The sequence below is a fragment of the Sunxiuqinia sp. genome (assembly GCF_055140945.1).
Genome location: NZ_JBSQYS010000047.1, coordinates 12,493 through 30,811 on the forward strand (window position 1 = coordinate 12,493; position 18,319 = coordinate 30,811).

Sequence of the window (18,319 nt, forward strand, 5' to 3'; positions counted from 1 at the left end):
TGTTAGCTTGCTACTTTGGCCTCTTTTGTTTCGGGTAGCAAGGCAAATTGATATCCTTCTTCTTTCAGTTTTTTTATAACAATCGGCAGAGCCACTTCTAAATTTTTTTCTGCCTTTAGCGAATCGTGAAAAATAATAATTGACCCCGGACGTACAAAGTTTAACACATTATCAATCACTTTTTGGGGGCTGCTTTTTGCATCGTAATCACGACTGATTATGTCCCACATGACCATTTGGTAGTTTTTAATCACTTTCTGGTATTGCGACTTTCGCAACCAGCCATGCGGTGGTCGCATCAGTTTCGAATCGATATAGGATGCTGCTTTTTCAATATTTTCAAAATAAACTTCGTCCGTATTTTTCAATCCCTGCAAATGGTTGAATGTATGGTTTCCAATCTGGTGACCGGCATCAATCACTTGCTGAAAAACCTCCGGATTCCGTTTTACATTCTCACCTACACAGAAAAAACAGGCTTTTATATTTTCTTCTTTCAGTAATTTCAGAACCCAAGGTGTTACTTCCGGAATGGGACCATCATCAAAGGTGAGAACCACCCTTTTCTGGTTTCCCGGCAAACGCCAAAGCGCTTTTGGGAAATAGCGTGTCACTATTTTCGGAAGTTGTATTCTCGGATCAAATCGAAACATTAGTTTAACGTGCTGTACGATTGATAATAACTGTTAAAACTATCTGATATTTCTTTTGAAAAATCATCCAGTTTATATTTGCTTGCCGTTACGCCCATTTCGCGCATAAAGTACATCAATCGTTGCACTTCTTCGTCAACTGAAACAAGATACTTGTAGTCCAGTGACAAGTAATAGTCCATCTCTTCTTTGTACGAACTGAAAATGTCACGCATGACTTCTTGTCCTTTTTCCAGTGCTCCGGCAGCCATATAATTCTCGGCTAGTTTCAATGAGAAATAGTTGTAAGGAACAACTTCACTTGGGATCAGCTCCATGCTTCTGTTCAGCACATTAATCGCCGAATCTGTTTTGTTCTCTTCAATCAGGCTTTCCGCCAGGCGGTTAAAGTTATTTCGGATGTTCATCATCATGCGCTGGTTATTCTCGTCGATGTAAACATCCGGATCATTCATATTCCCCCATTTGAAATCCTTCATCATGTGCTCATACATTTTGTCGGTATTCACACGACCAAAATAGATACCGTCTTGTTTTGACTTGACGGGCGTGAAACGATAAGCTAAACCGTCCAACCGGAAATAGTCTTGCAAGCCCAGGTATTTGTCTCGCCCAACAGTAATGGCATAGTAAATCGGGCGTTTCCATTCCGAGTTGGCAATCATGTCCAGTACCATCAGTTCGTCTTTGGTGATGTAGTTTTTATTTTCAAAATTGAAGAAGATGGTGTCCTCAATCATGTCATATTCTGATTTAGGAACCACTCCGTTTTTAATTACTGCTTCCTTATCAACCTTCAGGAATAATCTTTTTGAAGGAATGTATGAAGCATTGTCTGCTTGTGAAAGCTTGGTTTTTGGGTTGTCGTCTTTTACAAAGTCGAGTGCTTTTTTCAGTTCCACTGCACCTTTTATGCGAGGATCATTCATCAGATAGACGACATCGCGATTTCCTTGTACATACTGATCTTCGGTAAATGTAATCGGCAGCGGTTCTGACTCATAAGCTTTACGACGCATTTGGTCAATATACCAATCGGTTTGCAGGTAGCTGAGGTTACAAACACGCAAATCGGTGCGAACACCCTCTACTTCCTGGTTGTACCAAAGGGGGAAAGTGTCGTTGTCTCCATTGGTGAAAATGATCCCATTCTCCTCGCAACTGTTCAGGTAATTGGCACCAAAGTCACGAGCTGTATACCGTCCGGAGCGATCATGATCATCCCAGTTTTCGCTGGCCATAACTCCGGGAACTAATACCAGGCTAATCGCTGAAACAGCTATGGCGCTTACGGTTTCGGGCATCCATTTTTTCAAAGTTTCGGAGAGTGCTATCACCCCCAGTCCAATCCAAATGGCAAAGGCGTAAAACGAACCGGCGTAGGCATAGTCCCGTTCGCGCGGTTGATGTGGGTATTGATTCAGGTAAACCACAATAGCCAAGCCTGTCAATAGAAAAAGGAGTGAGACTACCCACATGTCTTTTTTATTTCGTTGGTAATGAAAAAATACACCAATTAATCCAAGCAGCAACGGAAGAAAAAAGTAGGTGTTTCGAGCCTTATTATTAGCGTATTTGGCAGGTAGGTTTGTTTGGTCACCCAAGCGTATGGAATCGATGAAGTCGATTCCACTGAGCCAGTTCCCATTTACGATGTCTCCGTGTCCTTGAATATCATTTTGCCGTCCTGCAAAGTTCCACATAAAGTAGCGGAGGTACATGTGAACCACCTGATACCGCACAAAGAATCGTAGGTTTTCACCAAACGTTGGCAGCTTGATGGTTTCGCTTTCTCCCTGTCGGTTGGTAATCTGAACGGTTTTTCCTTCAATCCCGGCCCAACTTTTATAATCCTGAATATGTTGGGCTTGACTGCTGTACATGCGTGGGAAAAAAGTGGTGAAGCGGGAATCATATTGCGGTTTTTGGCGAATGTCAGATATCACGTATTTGCCATCTTTCTGAATGTAGTAAGGTTTGGTGTCAACATATGGATTTTGAGGATTGAGTGGTGTATTATAATACTGACCGGTAACCAACGGACGATCTCCGTATTGCTCACGGTTCAAATAGCCCAGCATGGAAAATACGTCGTCGGGGCTGTTTTGGTCCATTGGCGTGTTGGCTGATGAGCGGATAACAATCATTGCAAAAGAGGAGTAGCCAATGACAATGACGGTAAAAGCTACCAACACGGTATTCCAAAGCACGAGGTTCTTTTTGGTTGTGTAATGAATTCCGTAGACAATCAGTCCAATAAACAAGATCGCGTAAATAATAGTTCCGGTATTGAAAGGAAGCCCAAAGCCATTGACAAACATTAACTCAAACCAGGTAGCAATTGTGATAACTCCCGGGATAATACCGTACATGATCACGCCCAGGATAACTAATGAAATTGCCAAACTTGCAATAATTCCATTGCGGGTGGCTTTATATTTTTTAAAATAGTACACGAAAACGATTGCGGGAATAGCTAGAAGGTTCAGCAAGTGAACACCAATAGAAATACCCATGAGGTATGCGATAAGGATAATCCAGCGATTGGCCTGTGGTTGATCGGCTACATTTTCCCATTTCAGGATGGCCCAAAAAACGATGGCGGTAATTAGCGAGGACGAAGCGTAAACTTCACCTTCGGCCGCCGAAAACCAAAAGGTGTCGGAGAATGCGTAGGCTAGAGCACCCACTACACCGCTGCCAATAATGCCAATTGCCTGCCCCATGCTGAATTCGTTTTCTGCATCGACCAGCTTTTGTGCCAGGTGGGTGATGGTCCAATATAAAAACAGGATGGTAAACGCACTAGCCAAAGCCGAAAGTGCATTAATCATCATCGCAGCATTTGAGGAGTCAGCAAAGAGGGTGAAAAACCGTCCCAAAATCATAAAGAAAGGTGCACCGGGCGGGTGGCCAACTTCCAGTTTGTACGAAGTGGTAATAAATTCACCGCAATCCCAGAAACTGGTAGTGGGTTCAATCGTCATTAAATAAACAATGGCTGCCACGATAAATACCAGCCATCCTGTAACCGTGTTAATGAACTTGTAGTTTTTCATTCTTCAATAGTTGCTTTGATGTGCCAAAACGTTTGCAAGTTGTTAATATTCAGCCACTCATTTCGCTTCAATTAAGTCGGTGCAATGTCGCTTTGCTCACTTTGAAATTCATGAAATTTTTATGTTTGCGAAGATAGTACAATCTTTGAAATCAGACTAATTAGAAAAAGAAATTAAACGTTTTTAACAGGATCTGGAGTTCAGCCTATTGGCGTTTTTGTTCGTGAATTTTAGCAGCAGAATACTTACTTTTACGTAAAAACCGGAGTTGAAATGGAAATTAAAGTATTAGGCTCAGGATGTGTGAAATGCAGGGGATTGGATCATCGGGTACGAAAAGCCGTTGCCGAATTGAGCTTGAATGCTCGGGTTGAAAAGGTAGAAGATCTGACTGAAATAATGCATCTTGGAGTCATGCGAACACCTGCGTTGGTGGTCGATAACAAGGTTGTGATGAGCGGCCAACTTCCAACGTATAACAAACTGAAGGAGCTTTTGCTGAACCTGTAAAAAGAGTGATATGAGATTGACTGGAATACTATTCGTTGGCCTGCTTTTGATGATGGCTTGTACAAACAATCAGCCTGTTAAAAGTGATGATTTGTTGATGCCAAAACCCGGGCAGATTGGCATTTATTATTTTCGAACGTCGATTCGCTGTGAAACTTGCGACGCCATTGAGCAACTAATTAAAGATGAACTTGCAGGTAACTATGCAAGCCAGCTTAAAGAAGGCGAAATTGTGTTTCGTCAATTCAATTTGGACGATCCGGGAGTGGCTGACTTTGCAAAGCAGTTTGATGTGGTGTTTAAGTCGGTTATTATTTTGAAAGATGAAAGAGCAATTAATTTGACCAATGACTTGTTCTTGTATAGTTTACCCAAACCAGAAAAGAGCCGGGAGCTTTTTGAAAATACAATTGATCAACTCTGATGCAGGAATATTTCACCAACTTATTGGATCAATCTTCGTTTCCCCTGTGGTCTGCTTTTTTGCTGGGGCTGATTACTTCGCTTGGGCCTTGTACGCTCACAACCAATATTGCTGCTATTGGATTTGTCGGCAAAGAGGCCTCCAATAAAAAGCGGGTACTAATGGGAGGCTTGCTTTATGCCGGTGGTCGTGCATTTACCTATGTAGCAATTGCCTTGCTTTTGTTTGTTGGAGCCGATGCTTTGAATATTTCCAAACCTCTGGCTCGCTATGGCGAAAAAATGATTGGTCCTTTGTTGTTGATCATTGGGTTGGCAATGCTCGAGATTATTCCAATTCGTTTCCCTTCATTTAATGGGCTTTCCGAGAAAATTGAAAAACAAAAACGAGATATGTTGATACAGCACTTTTTATTGGGGGTCGTTTTTGCCCTGGCTTTTTGTTCGTATAGTGGAGTGATGTATTTTGGCCTGTTAATTCCAATGACCCTTTCAGCTCCTTCAGGTTTATTGCTTCCCCTATTTTTTGCGCTGGGGACAAGTGTGATTGTCCTGTTTTTCACGATTCTGATAGCCTTCGCCTTTTCAGGCATCAATCAGTGGTTTATCCGGATTAAAAATATTGAATTTTGGTTGCGCCGATTGGTTGCCGCAATGTTTATTACAATTGGTGTTTGGAAAATCTTTGAACTAATCCTGAGTTAAAACAGCTTCTCCGTTTTTTATCTTTTGAGCAAGCGATTGAATAGTTTCTTCATTGACTAGCCTTGTAAAATCTCCTCTCACTTTCGAGAATTCATCGTGCAGCGGGCATTTATTGTTGCCATCGCAACTTTTGAAGCCAAAGCTACAGCGAGTAAATGAACGTTCGCCGTCTATCGCAACAATTACCCGGTAGAGTATTAGTGGTTCATCTTTTTCGTTAAAAGCAAAACCACCATTTCTACCTTTCAAACTATAGATTAAATTAAAGCGAGTCATTACCTGCAGAATTTTTGCGGTAAAATGCTCTGGTGATTCAATTTCACGCGCAACTTCCCTGTAACCGGGACGTTTGCCTTCCCAGTTTTGAAGTTGAATGTACACCAGTGCGCGAATCGCATATTCTGCAGATTTTGACAGCATATCGTTATTTTATCGACAAAATTAGTTTTTTTTCACGACTTCTTGCTCTAATAGGGCTGCTTTTGGGAACAAAATGTTATTTTCTAAATGAATATGCCGGTGCAGATCTTTTTCAAAAGCATGCAAGGTTTCATAGGCTGCACGGAAGGTATTACAAGCATCGTCAGGAATTGAGTAGACTTGTGTTAATCGTGAGATCTCTTCGAACCGGGCACCTTCATTCTCGTGCTCTTGGATCATTGCTTCTATGGGATGAGTAACAGATTGATTGCTGGCAATTGTAATCGTTTTATTGTCATTTTTTAGCTGGTTCAATCTTTCAACCAAAGGAAAAAGAATGATTTCTTCTTTTTGCATGTGCATGGTCAGTTGTCCGGCCGACTCTTTAAAGTGAGTATTAACTTCGGCAATTTCAGGGTGGCGCCCACCGTGCACTTCTTCAATTTTGTCCAGTAATTTGGTAAGCAAGGGAATGTTCTCCCGCACAAAAGCATGATGTTTGTCTTTTATGTACTGGATTAATTCTGGTAACGACATCGCATCAAAATCCGGTGACGATGTTGGTTGTTTAATTACGTCCTCCAGTTTTTGAATAACCTCTGTTGAGTCCAGAGATTTCGTGTCACAGATTTCACCAAGACTTTGTTTTCCTCCACAGCAAAAATCAATTTGATAATCATCAAAAACTTTGACTGTTTGAAAATGATTTTTTGCAATTTCTCCTACTCGTGTTTCTAAATTAATCATAGTGGTAAATTATAAGATTTTATTTTACTTATTGATATTGAAATTAAAAGTGGATAAACACATCCACTGATTGGCAAAACTAAAATAATCTTTTTACATTTGCAATAGAGGATTAATGGAGAGGAATATCCACTAAATAAAAACACATATGAGTACAAGGAAGTTATGGTATGGATTCACCGCAGTGATGGTACTGTCATTTGCGGTTCTTCTTTTTTATGGTTGGGAAATTTATCGGCAGGCACCGCCTATCCCAAATCAAGTAGTAACAAATTCAGGCGAAACCGTTTTTAGCGGTCAGAGTATTAAAGATGGTCAGAATGTCTGGCAGTCGATTGGAGGGCAGGAATTGGGAACGGTGTGGGGGCACGGTGCCTACCAGGCTCCTGACTGGACTGCTGATTGGTTGCATCGTGAAGCCATGTTCATGCTGAATTACTGGGGCGAGAGGGATTTTGGAAAGCCCTATTCGGAGTTGGATAATGAACAGCAAGCAAGCCTGGAGGCCCGGGTTCAAAAGGAAATGCGCACAAACACATACGATAAAGCAACTGGGAACCTCGTTATTTCAGAATTACGTGCTCAGGCTTTTCGTAATTTAGGCGAATATTACTCGGGGCTTTTTATGAATGGGCAGGAGCAGGCTGATCTTCGCGAAGCCTACGCTATCCCTGCAAATACGGTCAAAACTCAGGATCGTATGGATAAAATGAGCACCTTCTTCTTCTGGGCCACCTGGGCCACAGTTACCGAGCGACCCGGACAGGAAATTTCCTATACAAACAACTGGCCACCTGACGAATTAGTTGGCAATAAACCGACAAGCTCTTTGATCCTTTGGACTGGTTTCAGTGTAATTGTTTTGTTGGCCGGAATTGGCTGGCTGTCCTGGTATTATGCTACAAGTAGGGATGATGAACACCAACTGGAGGTACCGGCAGTAAATCCTGTTTCAGGAATGAAACTCTTTCCATCCATGAAAGCCACTTTGAAATATTTCTGGGTTGTATCGCTTTTAATGGTGGTCCAAATAATCGCCGGGATTATTACGGCCCACTATGGCGTTGAGGGAAGTGCTTTTTATGGTATTCCCCTCGATCAGTGGCTACCTTATTCCGTTTCGAGAACCTGGCATGTTCAAATTGGAATTTTCTGGATCGCGACTTCCTGGTTAGCCACCGGCTTGTTTTTTGCTCCGGCCATTTCCGAAAGGGAGCCTAAATACCAAAAGTTAGGAGTGAATGTCTTGTTTTTCGCCTTGCTTGTGATCGTGGTTGGCTCATTGGCCGGCCAGTGGATGGGCGTGATGCAAAAATTTGGTTTGGTAGAGAATTTCTGGTTCGGACATCAAGGTTATGAGTATGTTGACTTGGGGCGTTTTTGGCAGATTTTCCTGTTTGCAGGCTTATTCATCTGGCTGTTTTTAATGGGGAGAGCCCTGTTGCCGGCTTTAAGAGAAAAAACAGAAAACCAGAACTTATTGATTATGTTCCTGATTGCTTCTATTGCAATTGCTTCTTTTTATGGTGCCGGTTTGATGTGGGGGCAGCAAACCAATCTGGCTATTGCTGAATACTGGCGCTGGTGGGTTGTTCACCTTTGGGTTGAAGGTTTTTTTGAAGTATTTGCAACTGTAATTATTGCATACCTGTTTGTACGAATGCAACTGATTCATTCGAAAATTGCGACAACTACCGTTCTTTTTTCAACAATAATTTTTCTGAGCGGCGGCATTTTAGGAACTTTCCACCACTTGTATTTTACAGGAACGCCTACGGCGGTGCTTGCACTTGGCGCTACGTTTAGTGCACTCGAAGTGGTTCCTTTGGTATTGATGGGCTTTGAAGCTTACCACAACCTAACCTTGAGTAGATCGGGAGAATGGGTAAAGGCTTATAAGTGGCCGATTTACTGTTTTGTTGCCGTAGCGTTTTGGAACTTCCTGGGAGCCGGAATTTTCGGATTCTTAATTAACCCACCCATTGCACTTTATTACATGCAAGGATTGAATACGACTCCGGTTCATGGGCACACCGCCTTGTTCGGTGTTTATGGTTTCCTTGGTATTGGGTTGATGCTGTTTGTTTTGCGCGACATGAACTTAACGAAAGAATGGCGAAATGGCCCGATTAAGTTTGCTTTCTGGGCCATTAATATTGGTTTATTGCTGATGGTATTAATTAGTGTATTGCCGGTTGGCTTAGCTCAAACTTGGGCGAGTGTCAAATACGGACTTTGGTATGCACGTTCGGCCGAATTTATGCAGCAACCTTTTATGGCAACCTTAAAATGGTTGCGTGTAATTGGTGATACTATTTTTGCAGCAGGGGTTTTTGTGTTGGTGTATCATGTATTTGGACTGGCCTTTGGCTGGTCGTACGAAAAAAAATCGTTGGAAAGTTAGTGAATGCTAACTGCTATCTTGCAGGTTTTGAGACCGCTCCAAATGGGGCGGTTTTTTTTATGAGTTTTTGACTGCTATTACTCTGGTCTTTTAAAACTATTCCAAAAGCTCTCCACATAGCCCGCATTCTCAAAATAATCTTTCCCCTGAATTTTTTCAGGAGTTGTGTCCAATTCGAGAACACTTGCTTTTCGACTATATTTCACTTCATTGTTATCTTGATCCAAATAAGTTTTTTCACAATCCAAATAGCTTACCGCATACTTCCCGTTATAGGGTTTGTAGGTCGCGGTATAATGGTAATTAACCTTGGATTGTTCAGCCTTTTTAGTTGCCAACGATCTGTTGTGAGGATGATTTTTTTCTGCATCGATAACACATTCGTTGCGAATTACTTCGTAGTTATTTTGGCTGATGTAGATTTTTCCATCTAACTGTGTAGCGTAGAAATCTCCCGTGTGAGCCAAATCGGCTTTGCTTGTTTTGTAGGAAATAATCCAAACCGAATCGTCATTAAACTTGCTGATTCCTTCCAACTGCAGATCGAAGTCATTCAATAGTTTTTCATCAAATATCGTGTTCGACAGCCGGGCAACATCCATTTCAAGCAGTTCTTCAAAACCGGTTTTTGCTGTTGGAATGGAGTACGATTCAAAATTCTTTTTCACCTCCGAAAACTTAAAGTGGCGCTTGCTAAACGCATCGGTAATTGTGGGTGACGCATAGCCGGATTCGTCATATAGCTGAACAACCGCTTCGCGTTTTTGCTCCGAAGCACCTGCTACTTGTTTCGTTTCTTCAAAATACAGTTTCAGACCGAGTGGACCATGGTAAAAGTTTTCGGGTACATTAGCAGCAGCTGTTTTGATAACACGAAACAAAACTCTCGACTGTGCGGCTACATCTATCGTGTCAATATCATACGTTTGCTCGACCAATTGAATTCGCGTGAAATCTCTTGTCAAAAGTTCAGGAATCCGAAGAACCATGTTCCCGTACCCCACGGCCGAGAAAAATAACTTTTCATTTTTGAATTCATCAGGAACCTTCAACTCAAAAAATCCTTCGGAATCGCTTGCGGTACCGTAAAAAGTTCCTTCGACTCCAATATTTGTATAAGCAATTCCTTCTTGTGTGTTCGAATCAACTACACGACCTTTAATGACTTGGGCGCGTACCGAGGTTGAAATCAAGAAGACTAGAAACAGAGATATGATTAGATTTCGCATAATGTTTTTTTTAGCTCGGGGTTTTTTCTACTTTAGCTAATAACGCCAAAACAAATTTAAAAGTACAATTTGAATAACATATTTATTGTGCCAGCGTTATTAATTTTGAAACAAACAAATAAAAATTACTTCAATAATGAAAACAAAGAACCTTATCATATTGATCACTTGCTTAGGATTTTTAGTGACTTCTTGTGTGTCGAAGAAAAAATACCTGGATATGGAGTCTTCGAAACTACGTGCAGAACAGCGTGTTCGCGATTTGACTTCGGAGAATAGCGACAAAGCGGATCGGATTAAGCAGTTGATTGCAGATTATGAGCAAACCAAGGAAGACTTGATGTCGAGCAATGCAGAAAAGGATCAGATGATAAGTGACCTGCATGGAGAAATTAATGATCTTTCGACTAATGTGCAGGAGAGAGATGACAGTATTGAAGAGAAAATTTACGCTTTTGGTTATGAGAAAAGGCGAATGGCGCAGCAGATGGAAGAGTATCAGGAGCAAATTAAAACACTGAAAGCTGATAAACAGAGTTTGTCTTCGGAACTAAAACAAGCAACTGGCGATCTTTCCGAAGTGCAATTTGACTTGAATCGCAACAAAGGAGAAAATACCAAGCTGGAAGCTCAACTAGAAAAGAAAAATTCAAAAATCGAGCAGCTTTCAGGTCAATTAGCTTCGGTGAAAGCCGATGTGCAAAAGCTGAAAGTTGAACTTCAGAGCAAGGACGAAACCATTGAACGCCTAAATAACAATGTCAGTTTGCTAAAGAGCCAGCTCGGTAAATAACGTTAGCCAATCGATGGCAAATTGATTCCTTTGATTTTCCGAAATAAATCCAAAGCATATAAATCGGTCATTCCGGAAACAAAATCGATCACCGATTGCACTTTTTCATAGGTGGTTTGGTGGTTGTTGCGGTATTGCTCCGGAATCAGGGAGATTAATCGTTTTGAGTAGCCTTCATCCGGAGCCAACAGGGCTTCAATAAATGCTTCCAGTAATGTACCGATAATTTGGTGTCCTGAAATTTCAACCTCCACAACTGATCTGTGTTTGTAAATTTTGTCAACCGATAGATCTTTTATTTCTTCCAGCGCTATTCTGGAAGTACCTTTTAACTGGCTGATTAGTGATTTTTGAAACGAACCCTCGAAGATGTCGTCTTGCTTACTTTCGAAAACAGCAATACACTCGTGTACCAATTTATTGATTACACCGGCTCGCAAGTAGGCAATTCGTTCATTGTGGTCTGAAACTACGGTAAAGGTTTCTTCAATTTTTTTACGAATTTCTTTATCGGCTTGCTGGTCGTAAAAGTTCAGGAATAGTTCTTTGGTTGTTTCATAACCCAATATTCCCAGTTTATGTGCATCTTCCAGATCCATCATTTGGTAACAGATGTCATCGGCCGCTTCAACTAAAAACACCAACGGATGGCGAACAAACTTCAACGGGTTATTTCCAAGCTGTTTAATGCCGAGCTCGGTGGCAATTTCGTGGTAAAGTTCTTTTTCCGATTGAAAAAAACCAAACTTGGGTTTTTGAATACCAACCGACTCAAATGGGTATTTTACAATGCTGGCCAGGGTTGTGTAGGTTAGTGCAAATCCTCCGGCGCGGCGTCCGTTAAACTGGTGACTTAACAAGCGAAAAGCGTTGGCATTTCCATCAAAGTAGACAAAATCGTTCCATTCTTCGGGTTGAAGCATGAGTTGTAAATTATGTCCCCTGCCATTTTTGAAATAGCTTGAAATAGCTTCTTCGCCGGCATGCCCGAATGGCGGATTTCCCATATCGTGAGCCAGGCAGGCGGCCGAAACGACAGCTCCGAGTTCCGGAATCAATGGACTTGTTTCGCCCTTTACAATTAGTTTTTCAGCCAATATATTTCCAAGCGAACGGCCAACGCTTGCCACTTCCAAGCTGTGCGTGAGCCGGTTGTGTACGAAAATACTGCCGGGCAAAGGAAATACCTGGGTTTTGTTTTGCATGCGACGAAAGGGTGACGAAAAAATCAAGCGATCGTAGTCGCGTTGAAATTGTGTGCGGTTATACAGTTCGTTTTGTTTTACCGCGGGCTTTGTGCCAAGTCGTTTGCTCGATATAAGTTCGTTCCAGTTCATAATTCCTTATTTTATAGAATAAGTTGTTTAAAGGTCTTTCTGTTCAAAAAATATCAACATGGTACTTTTTGAGTTCCCGGTCCAGTTGTTTCGAACCCAGGCATATTCTTTCGAGCAAATGCCAGAAGCTTTTGCTGTGGTTCTTTTCTTTTGTGTGAGCCAATTCGTGAAGCAATACATAATCGATCAATCGGTCGGGCAGTCTCATTAAGTGAAGATTTAAATTGATGTTGTTTACTGAAGAACAACTTCCCCATCGGCTTTTTACATGTTTTACAAACACTTTTTGAAATTGAAATCCGTGTTTCGATGCCAGTTCCTGAAGCCGAACGGGTAAATAAACTTTGGCTTCCTGTCGCATGACTTCAATAAGAATTTTGCGTATAAATTGTTGAATGTTTGGGTTTTGATGATCGTATTTATGTGGAATGTTAATTTGGACAATTCCGGTTCCTATTAAACTCGTCACTTGCCCCTGATCAACTTTTACTATTTTTAATTGATGAAACTTTGTTCGAAAAGAGTTATCTTGTCCGAAAACAGTTAAACCTGTTTTAATCTTTTGTTGTTGTTGTATTATCCATGCTGATTTTGATTTTACAAAGTCGACGGCTTTAGCCTCGGAGGCTAAAACAGGCATGGAGACATGAGCATGACCAGTTGGTTTTACCCGTAACCGAAAATAACGGGAACGTTCATTTCTAACTAAAGTAACCTGTCCGACAGGTTCAATTAAGATTACTTTTTCAGTGCTCATACGATACGAATTGCTGACGAAGATAATGAATCCTTCAAAACTTGAACTATGGAACAAAAAAACGACATTGAAGTATTTGGAACGATAAACAAAAGGGAAACGGTCTTTACTATTGATGATAAGATTGAGCCCGGCACACTGGTGTTTGAAGCTCTCGAGCCATTTCCCGGTTATTATCATGAAACGCCTTTCGATACCAAACCGATTTATATGTACATTGCCTTGGCGGAACATTATCCGCTTGAGAATATCATTCGTGCAACTCAGGAAGTTGAGAAAGTGTTTGATGAGAAATTTGATGCCGGAAAAGGTTTTTTAAACATATACAATACCACTTACAACGTGTTAAGAGTCCGGCACCTGAATCGGTATGATTTAATTGGTGCGTTACAAAAAGCGTATGAAGATAATGGCATCCACTTTTTAGGTAAAAACAAAAAGAGCTTGAAAGAGAAAGCCAATATAAAGGTGGTCAAGTTTTTTAAGTTGGAAGAAATTGATGATGGCATTTATATTGACAAAAAGGAGCGTTTTCATGCCTATATTGAATTACCAGCGTACTTCGAGTTTGACGATTTTAAGGCATTGAGCAACCGTGTACAGTATAATTGGGATGAAAGCAAGTTTGATGCTGCCGTAGGATCTTTCTATCATAATGGAAGACTACGAGAGTTTGTTCGTATTTACAGCAATAAACTGAGTCTGGAATATTTACAACAAATAAAAAAATTGTATCTGGAGAAGATGAAGTAATTCTTTAGATAATAGCATATTATTGATGAAAGGTACTCAATCTGAGTGCCTTTTTTGTTTTATGTAATATTTTAGATCGTTATACATTTTATAATTAATGACCTTGCTCAGAGGTTTAAATATCGTTTTTCGATAATCAAAACGATGTGTTTGGTATGCCAAAAGTAGCATAAGATAACTGAGAGGTGCTTTTCGTACATTTTTGTGCTGAGGAGGTAATATCGAACAGATATTCAATTATTTTTATGGTAATTTTGTGTGATTATGTCAATAAACTAGTTGAAGATGTTAATTTATTGACATGAAAAGTAGGCCTATAATTTTATGACTGATAATAAATTATTTAAGTTTAATGTTTAGATGGTTAATAATATATATAGATAATTAATAATTTTAATAATTTAGTTAGTATGAGAAAAATTTACTTAGTATTAGTGATGGTATTTCTGTGTCTTACAGCTGTTAAGTCACAGACAGTTACTTCATCAGAATCGATAATGAATAGCAGCTATTCTGATGGATGGCAGTTAGTTCTACAAGGTCAGGTAGTTGACGTTTTTTATAAATACACTGACTGCTCTGAAGATGAAAAGAATTGTTGTGAAAACATCTTTGTAAAGGTTGTTAACAAGACAGATGATCAAGTACAATTAGCATGGGATTATCAGCTGGGCTACAGAGCTGATATTGCCGGTGAAGTCACAAGTGAAAATACGCGGAGTGTATCTATTTCACTTGCTCCAAAACAGAAACTAAAGGCGGATTGTGGAGTTTTTGATCCGTACGATTTGGTTTTAGGAATAAGAGAGCTAGAGTCTCCGGATGTAAACGTGTTAACAGACATCTTGATTAAGAATTTTACAGAAACAAAGCAATAATTCCTAAAATATAGAATAATGAGAAATTTGTATAAAGGAGTTTTAATACTACTCAGCCTGATATTATCTGTTCCTGTAATGGCACAATCATTAACCGGATTAGATAACACAACTTATACGCAAGGAAGTTCTCCGACAATTGTTGACTCAGATGTAACTTTGACGGGAGATGATGATTTTACAGGCGGATACGTTGAGTTTGAGATTACCAATTCTACCGCAAATGATCAGCTTAGTATCATTGATGGCGGGAGTTTGACAGTCTCTGGGAATGCTGTATACTGGGCAGGAGATCGGATTGGAACCATTGATAATACAAAGAATGGACAAAACGGGAACATTTTAAGAATTGATTATAATACTTCGGCTCCACTGAGCAACTCAAGTTTTGAGACAGCATCTCTGGATTCGTGGACAGTTAACTACAATCATAATCAAATGTATGGGCAAGCGTGGGCTGAAGGTCCATACAATGGGACTAGGGGAGATGGTAACCCTACAATTGATGATTATAGTTATGGAACAGCATCTGCGACCGTAGAAAGTGCCGCTGCTCACAGTGGAAGCTATGGGTTGAAACTTTCAATTAGTGGAGGGGTTACAACTAGTTGTGGAACGAACCACTCACCATCAGTAACCAGTGATGTATTTGCTGCTACAGTTGGAGATGATTTGAGTTTATGGTGGTATGCTGCAACAACTTCGGATGACTATGATGTTTTTGGATTTGTTTTTTCGGATGATAACAATAATGGCACAATGGATTCGGGAGAAACTTATCAACGTCTATTTCATAGTACTGGTGCCAATACTGGTGGATGGCAAAATATTAGTACGACGTTGACTTTTGGTGGCCCAAATTTGCGGTTCTGGTTTATTAACGGTACATATGACCAAACTTGTGGAAGAGCTGTAGGTTCATATATGTATATTGATGATATAGTCTTGACGTTTAACAATCCCCAGGTAACTACCAACAACATGGTGGAAACTGTGATTGAACATCTGGCTTATGAGAATCAATGTGGCCCGGATGCCACAACCAGAAATCTTCAGGTTCGAATTAATGACGGAAGTGGAAGCGCCAATGCGAGCTCGCAAATTGATATTATTGAAGTTTTACCAACTGCGAGTTGCAAAAACATCAGTGTTTCACTTGATGTTAATGGAGCTGCAACCATTGCAGAGGATGCGGTTGATAACGGATCTATTGGGTCAAGTTTGACCTATGATACCGATATGACAACTTTTGATTGTACAGATATCGGAACACCAGTTGCTGTTGTTTTAACTGTTACTGATTGTTTTGGTAATACCGATCAATGTAATGCAACAGTTACGGTTTCGGATGATCTCGGACCTACAGCTAATCTGCAAAATTTTAATCTTTATCTGGACTCCAATGGGGACGGAACATTAGCTTTTTCAGATGTCGATAATGGATCGGTTGATGCCTGTGGAATTGCTAATACAGTTGTAAGTCCATCTTCATATAGTCTTTCAGATATTGGAGCAAATACCGTTACCATTACTTTAACTGATAACTATGGAAATGTAACTACTGAGACAACCACTGTTACAGTGATTGACAACACTCCACCAACAGTCGTTGGAAAAGATATTACAGTTCAGCTTGATGCGACTGGAAATCTGACTATTTCAGGAAGTGACCTGGACAATGGATCAAGTGATGCCAGTGGAATAGCATCTTACACCGCTACACCAAACTCATTTGATTGTAGTGATGTTGGAGCCAATAATGTGACTTTGGAAGTAACCGACAACAATGGCAATTCAGCAACAAGTACGGTTGTTGTTACTGTTGAAGATAATGTGGCTCCTGCAGCAGTCTGTCAGGATATTACAATTTATCTTGATAGTGATGGTGATGCGTCAATAGCCGCTTCCGATATCGACAATGGATCAACAGATGCTTGCGGTATTTCTAGTTTGGCAATTAGTCCTTCGGCATTTACCTCTTTAAATGTTGGAGACAATGCGGTTACTTTAACAGTCACTGATGTTAACGGAAATGTCAATACGTGTTCATCTACAGTTGAAGTATTGGATACTATTTCGCCTGTGGCCACTGCAAAAGATATTACGGTATCACTTGATGGTAATGGCCAGGTTACTATTACTGGGTCAGATGTTGATAATGGTTCAAACGATGCAAGTGGAATTGCATCTCTAGTGGTCTCTCCAAATAGTTTTGATTGTTCAGAAATTGGGGGAAATACAATTACTTTAACAGTGACCGACAAAAATGGGAATACATCATCAACAACAGCAGATGTAACCGTGGAGGATAACATGAAATCTGTTGTATTATGTAAGGATACTACATTGTATTTGGATGCAGATGGTTTAGCCGGTATCACAACTGCTGAAATTGATAATGGTTCTACCGATAATTGTGGAATTGATACCATGTACATTGATAAATACGATTATACAGGTGCCGATTTAGGTGCCAATAGTATTACTTTGACCGTTGTGGACAATTTTTCAAATACGGAAACGTGTACTGCTACTGTAACAGTTTTAGATACGATTAATCCTGTTGCTGTTTGTATGGATACGACAGTTTATCTGGATGCTTCAGGTGCATTTACCATCGATCCATCATTTGTAAATTATATTACATCAGATAATTACACGTATGAATTATCACTTGATGTTACTGATTTCGATTGTTCAAATGTCGGAGAAAATGCAGTTGTGTTAACTGCTACTGATCAATCGGATAATACTGATCAATGCCAGGCAGCCGTAACGGTTTTGGATACCATTGCACCAATTGCCATGTGTAAAGATATTACCATCTCATTAGATACCTTGGGATCAGTAATTATCACGCCTGAGATGATTGACAATGGCTCTTATGATGCTTGCACTGATGTTGTTTTGGCTGTTGAATCTGATACAGCGATTGCATTGAGTTGCGAACAAATAGGGGATAATGAATTGACCTTGAGTGTAACAGATATCTATGGAAACGTTTCGACCTGTGTTTCAACTGTTACTATCGAGGATAACTCAAAACCGATAGCGATTTGTAAAGATGTTACGGTTTATCTTGATGAAACAGGCTTTGTACAAATTGATGGATCTACGGTTGACAATGGCTCGTATGACGCCTGTGGTTTCCACATCGTTCCTTACGTAAATAGAGAGAAATTCTACTGTGATGATTTAGGTCCTAACCTGATTACATTGACAGTGAATGATTACTACATGAACTATGACTTCTGCGAAAGTATTGTTACAGTTGCAGATAGTATCAGACCTGAGATTGATAGTATGGAGGATATCACAACAGTTGTTGCTTCGGCTGATGATTGTTCGGCTGTTGTTGAGTTTGAGACTCCAACCGCAAGTGATATTTGCGGAGGAGTCACGGTGGAACAAACCGCCGGTCTTGGTAGTGGAAGCGAATTTCCTGTGGGAGCAACTGTTGTTACATTTACAGCAACTGATGCTTCAGGAAATACTTCAGAATCGTCGTTTGTAGTAACTGTTGCGGGAATCAATAAGGCACCGGTTTTCGACGCTGTTGCAGATCAATCAATTTCACTTTATGCGACAACTCTTGACGTACCGTTGACAGGAATTAGCGCCGGAGATGATTGCATGGAGCAAGTTGTAAGC

15 protein-coding genes are annotated in these 18,319 nt (G+C 40.4%); 8 read left to right on the top strand and 7 right to left on the bottom strand.

What is annotated here, in order from left to right; all coding sequences use genetic code 11:
• Positions 1–2: 2 nt before the first annotated feature.
• Complete coding sequence (locus tag ACTB00_RS17345) at positions 3–653, bottom strand: polysaccharide deacetylase family protein (RefSeq protein WP_463301175.1); 651 nt, start codon at positions 651–653, stop codon at positions 3–5.
• Positions 653–3,712, bottom strand: a complete 3,060-nt coding sequence (locus ACTB00_RS17350; RefSeq protein ID WP_463301176.1) for a protein O-mannosyl-transferase family — start codon at positions 3,710–3,712, stop codon at positions 653–655. Before ACTB00_RS17350 ends, ACTB00_RS17345 begins: the two co-directional genes overlap by 1 nt.
• A gap of 273 nt (positions 3,713–3,985) precedes the next feature.
• Here ACTB00_RS17350 and ACTB00_RS17355 point away from each other — a divergent pair, with 273 nt between their 5' ends.
• From ACTB00_RS17355 to ACTB00_RS17365, 3 genes are read left to right on the top strand one after another with little or no spacing between them, the layout of a single operon-like run.
• Positions 3,986–4,222: a thioredoxin family protein gene (locus ACTB00_RS17355; RefSeq protein ID WP_463301177.1), complete on the top strand. Its 237-nt coding sequence runs from the start codon at positions 3,986–3,988 to the stop codon at positions 4,220–4,222.
• A gap of 10 nt (positions 4,223–4,232) precedes the next feature.
• On the top strand, positions 4,233–4,646 hold the full coding sequence (locus ACTB00_RS17360) for a nitrophenyl compound nitroreductase subunit ArsF family protein (protein ID WP_463301178.1): 414 nt from the start codon (positions 4,233–4,235) through the stop codon (positions 4,644–4,646).
• On the top strand, positions 4,646–5,350 hold the full coding sequence (locus tag ACTB00_RS17365) for an aromatic aminobenezylarsenical efflux permease ArsG family transporter (protein ID WP_463301179.1): 705 nt from the start codon (positions 4,646–4,648) through the stop codon (positions 5,348–5,350). The genes ACTB00_RS17360 and ACTB00_RS17365 overlap by 1 nt, the downstream gene beginning before the upstream one ends.
• On the opposite strand, the gene ACTB00_RS17370 is transcribed toward ACTB00_RS17365, so the two are convergent.
• Both ACTB00_RS17370 and ric read right to left on the bottom strand, forming a co-directional pair.
• Entirely contained in the window at positions 5,336–5,770 is a 435-nt protein-coding gene (locus ACTB00_RS17370) for an RrF2 family transcriptional regulator (protein ID WP_463301180.1), read from the bottom strand. The two genes, ACTB00_RS17365 and ACTB00_RS17370, sit on opposite strands and share 15 nt — an antisense overlap.
• Positions 5,771–5,791: 21 nt before the next feature.
• A complete protein-coding gene (gene ric / locus ACTB00_RS17375; protein WP_463301181.1) occupies positions 5,792–6,517 on the bottom strand; it encodes an iron-sulfur cluster repair di-iron protein in 726 nt (241 codons plus the stop codon).
• 148 nt (positions 6,518–6,665) lie between these two features.
• Between ric and ACTB00_RS17380 the strand changes: the two genes are divergently transcribed.
• Positions 6,666–8,921 (top strand): nitric-oxide reductase large subunit, encoded by a 2,256-nt coding sequence (locus ACTB00_RS17380; protein WP_463301182.1) that lies wholly within the window; start codon positions 6,666–6,668, stop codon positions 8,919–8,921.
• A gap of 77 nt (positions 8,922–8,998) precedes the next feature.
• Here ACTB00_RS17380 and ACTB00_RS17385 read toward each other — a convergent pair whose 3' ends face one another.
• Complete coding sequence (locus tag ACTB00_RS17385) at positions 8,999–10,150, bottom strand: carboxypeptidase-like regulatory domain-containing protein (protein ID WP_463301183.1); 1,152 nt, start codon at positions 10,148–10,150, stop codon at positions 8,999–9,001.
• Between the two features lie 136 nt (positions 10,151–10,286).
• On the opposite strand from ACTB00_RS17385, the gene ACTB00_RS17390 reads away from it, so the two are divergent.
• Complete coding sequence (locus ACTB00_RS17390; RefSeq protein WP_463301184.1) at positions 10,287–10,943, top strand: hypothetical protein; 657 nt, start codon at positions 10,287–10,289, stop codon at positions 10,941–10,943.
• Positions 10,944–10,945: 2 nt separating this feature from the next.
• Here ACTB00_RS17390 and ACTB00_RS17395 read toward each other — a convergent pair whose 3' ends face one another.
• Together ACTB00_RS17395 and ACTB00_RS17400 are read right to left on the bottom strand one after the other, a co-directional pair.
• On the bottom strand, positions 10,946–12,280 hold the full coding sequence (locus ACTB00_RS17395) for a deoxyguanosinetriphosphate triphosphohydrolase (protein ID WP_463301185.1): 1,335 nt from the start codon (positions 12,278–12,280) through the stop codon (positions 10,946–10,948).
• Positions 12,281–12,323: 43 nt separating this feature from the next.
• Positions 12,324–13,037: a M48 family metallopeptidase gene (locus ACTB00_RS17400; protein ID WP_463301186.1), complete on the bottom strand. Its 714-nt coding sequence runs from the start codon at positions 13,035–13,037 to the stop codon at positions 12,324–12,326.
• 48 nt (positions 13,038–13,085) lie between these two features.
• Between ACTB00_RS17400 and ACTB00_RS17405 the strand changes: the two genes are divergently transcribed.
• From ACTB00_RS17405 to ACTB00_RS17415, 3 genes are all read left to right on the top strand, one after another.
• Positions 13,086–13,790 (top strand): hypothetical protein, encoded by a 705-nt coding sequence (locus tag ACTB00_RS17405; RefSeq protein ID WP_463301187.1) that lies wholly within the window; start codon positions 13,086–13,088, stop codon positions 13,788–13,790.
• A gap of 410 nt (positions 13,791–14,200) precedes the next feature.
• The gene (locus ACTB00_RS17410; RefSeq protein ID WP_463301188.1) at positions 14,201–14,668 is read left to right on the top strand and encodes a hypothetical protein; all 468 of its coding nucleotides are present in this window, start codon (positions 14,201–14,203) and stop codon (positions 14,666–14,668) included.
• An 18-nt stretch (positions 14,669–14,686) separates the two neighbouring features.
• The coding region (locus ACTB00_RS17415; RefSeq protein ID WP_463301189.1) for an HYR domain-containing protein at positions 14,687–18,319 on the top strand (3,633 nt) is incomplete at its 3' end.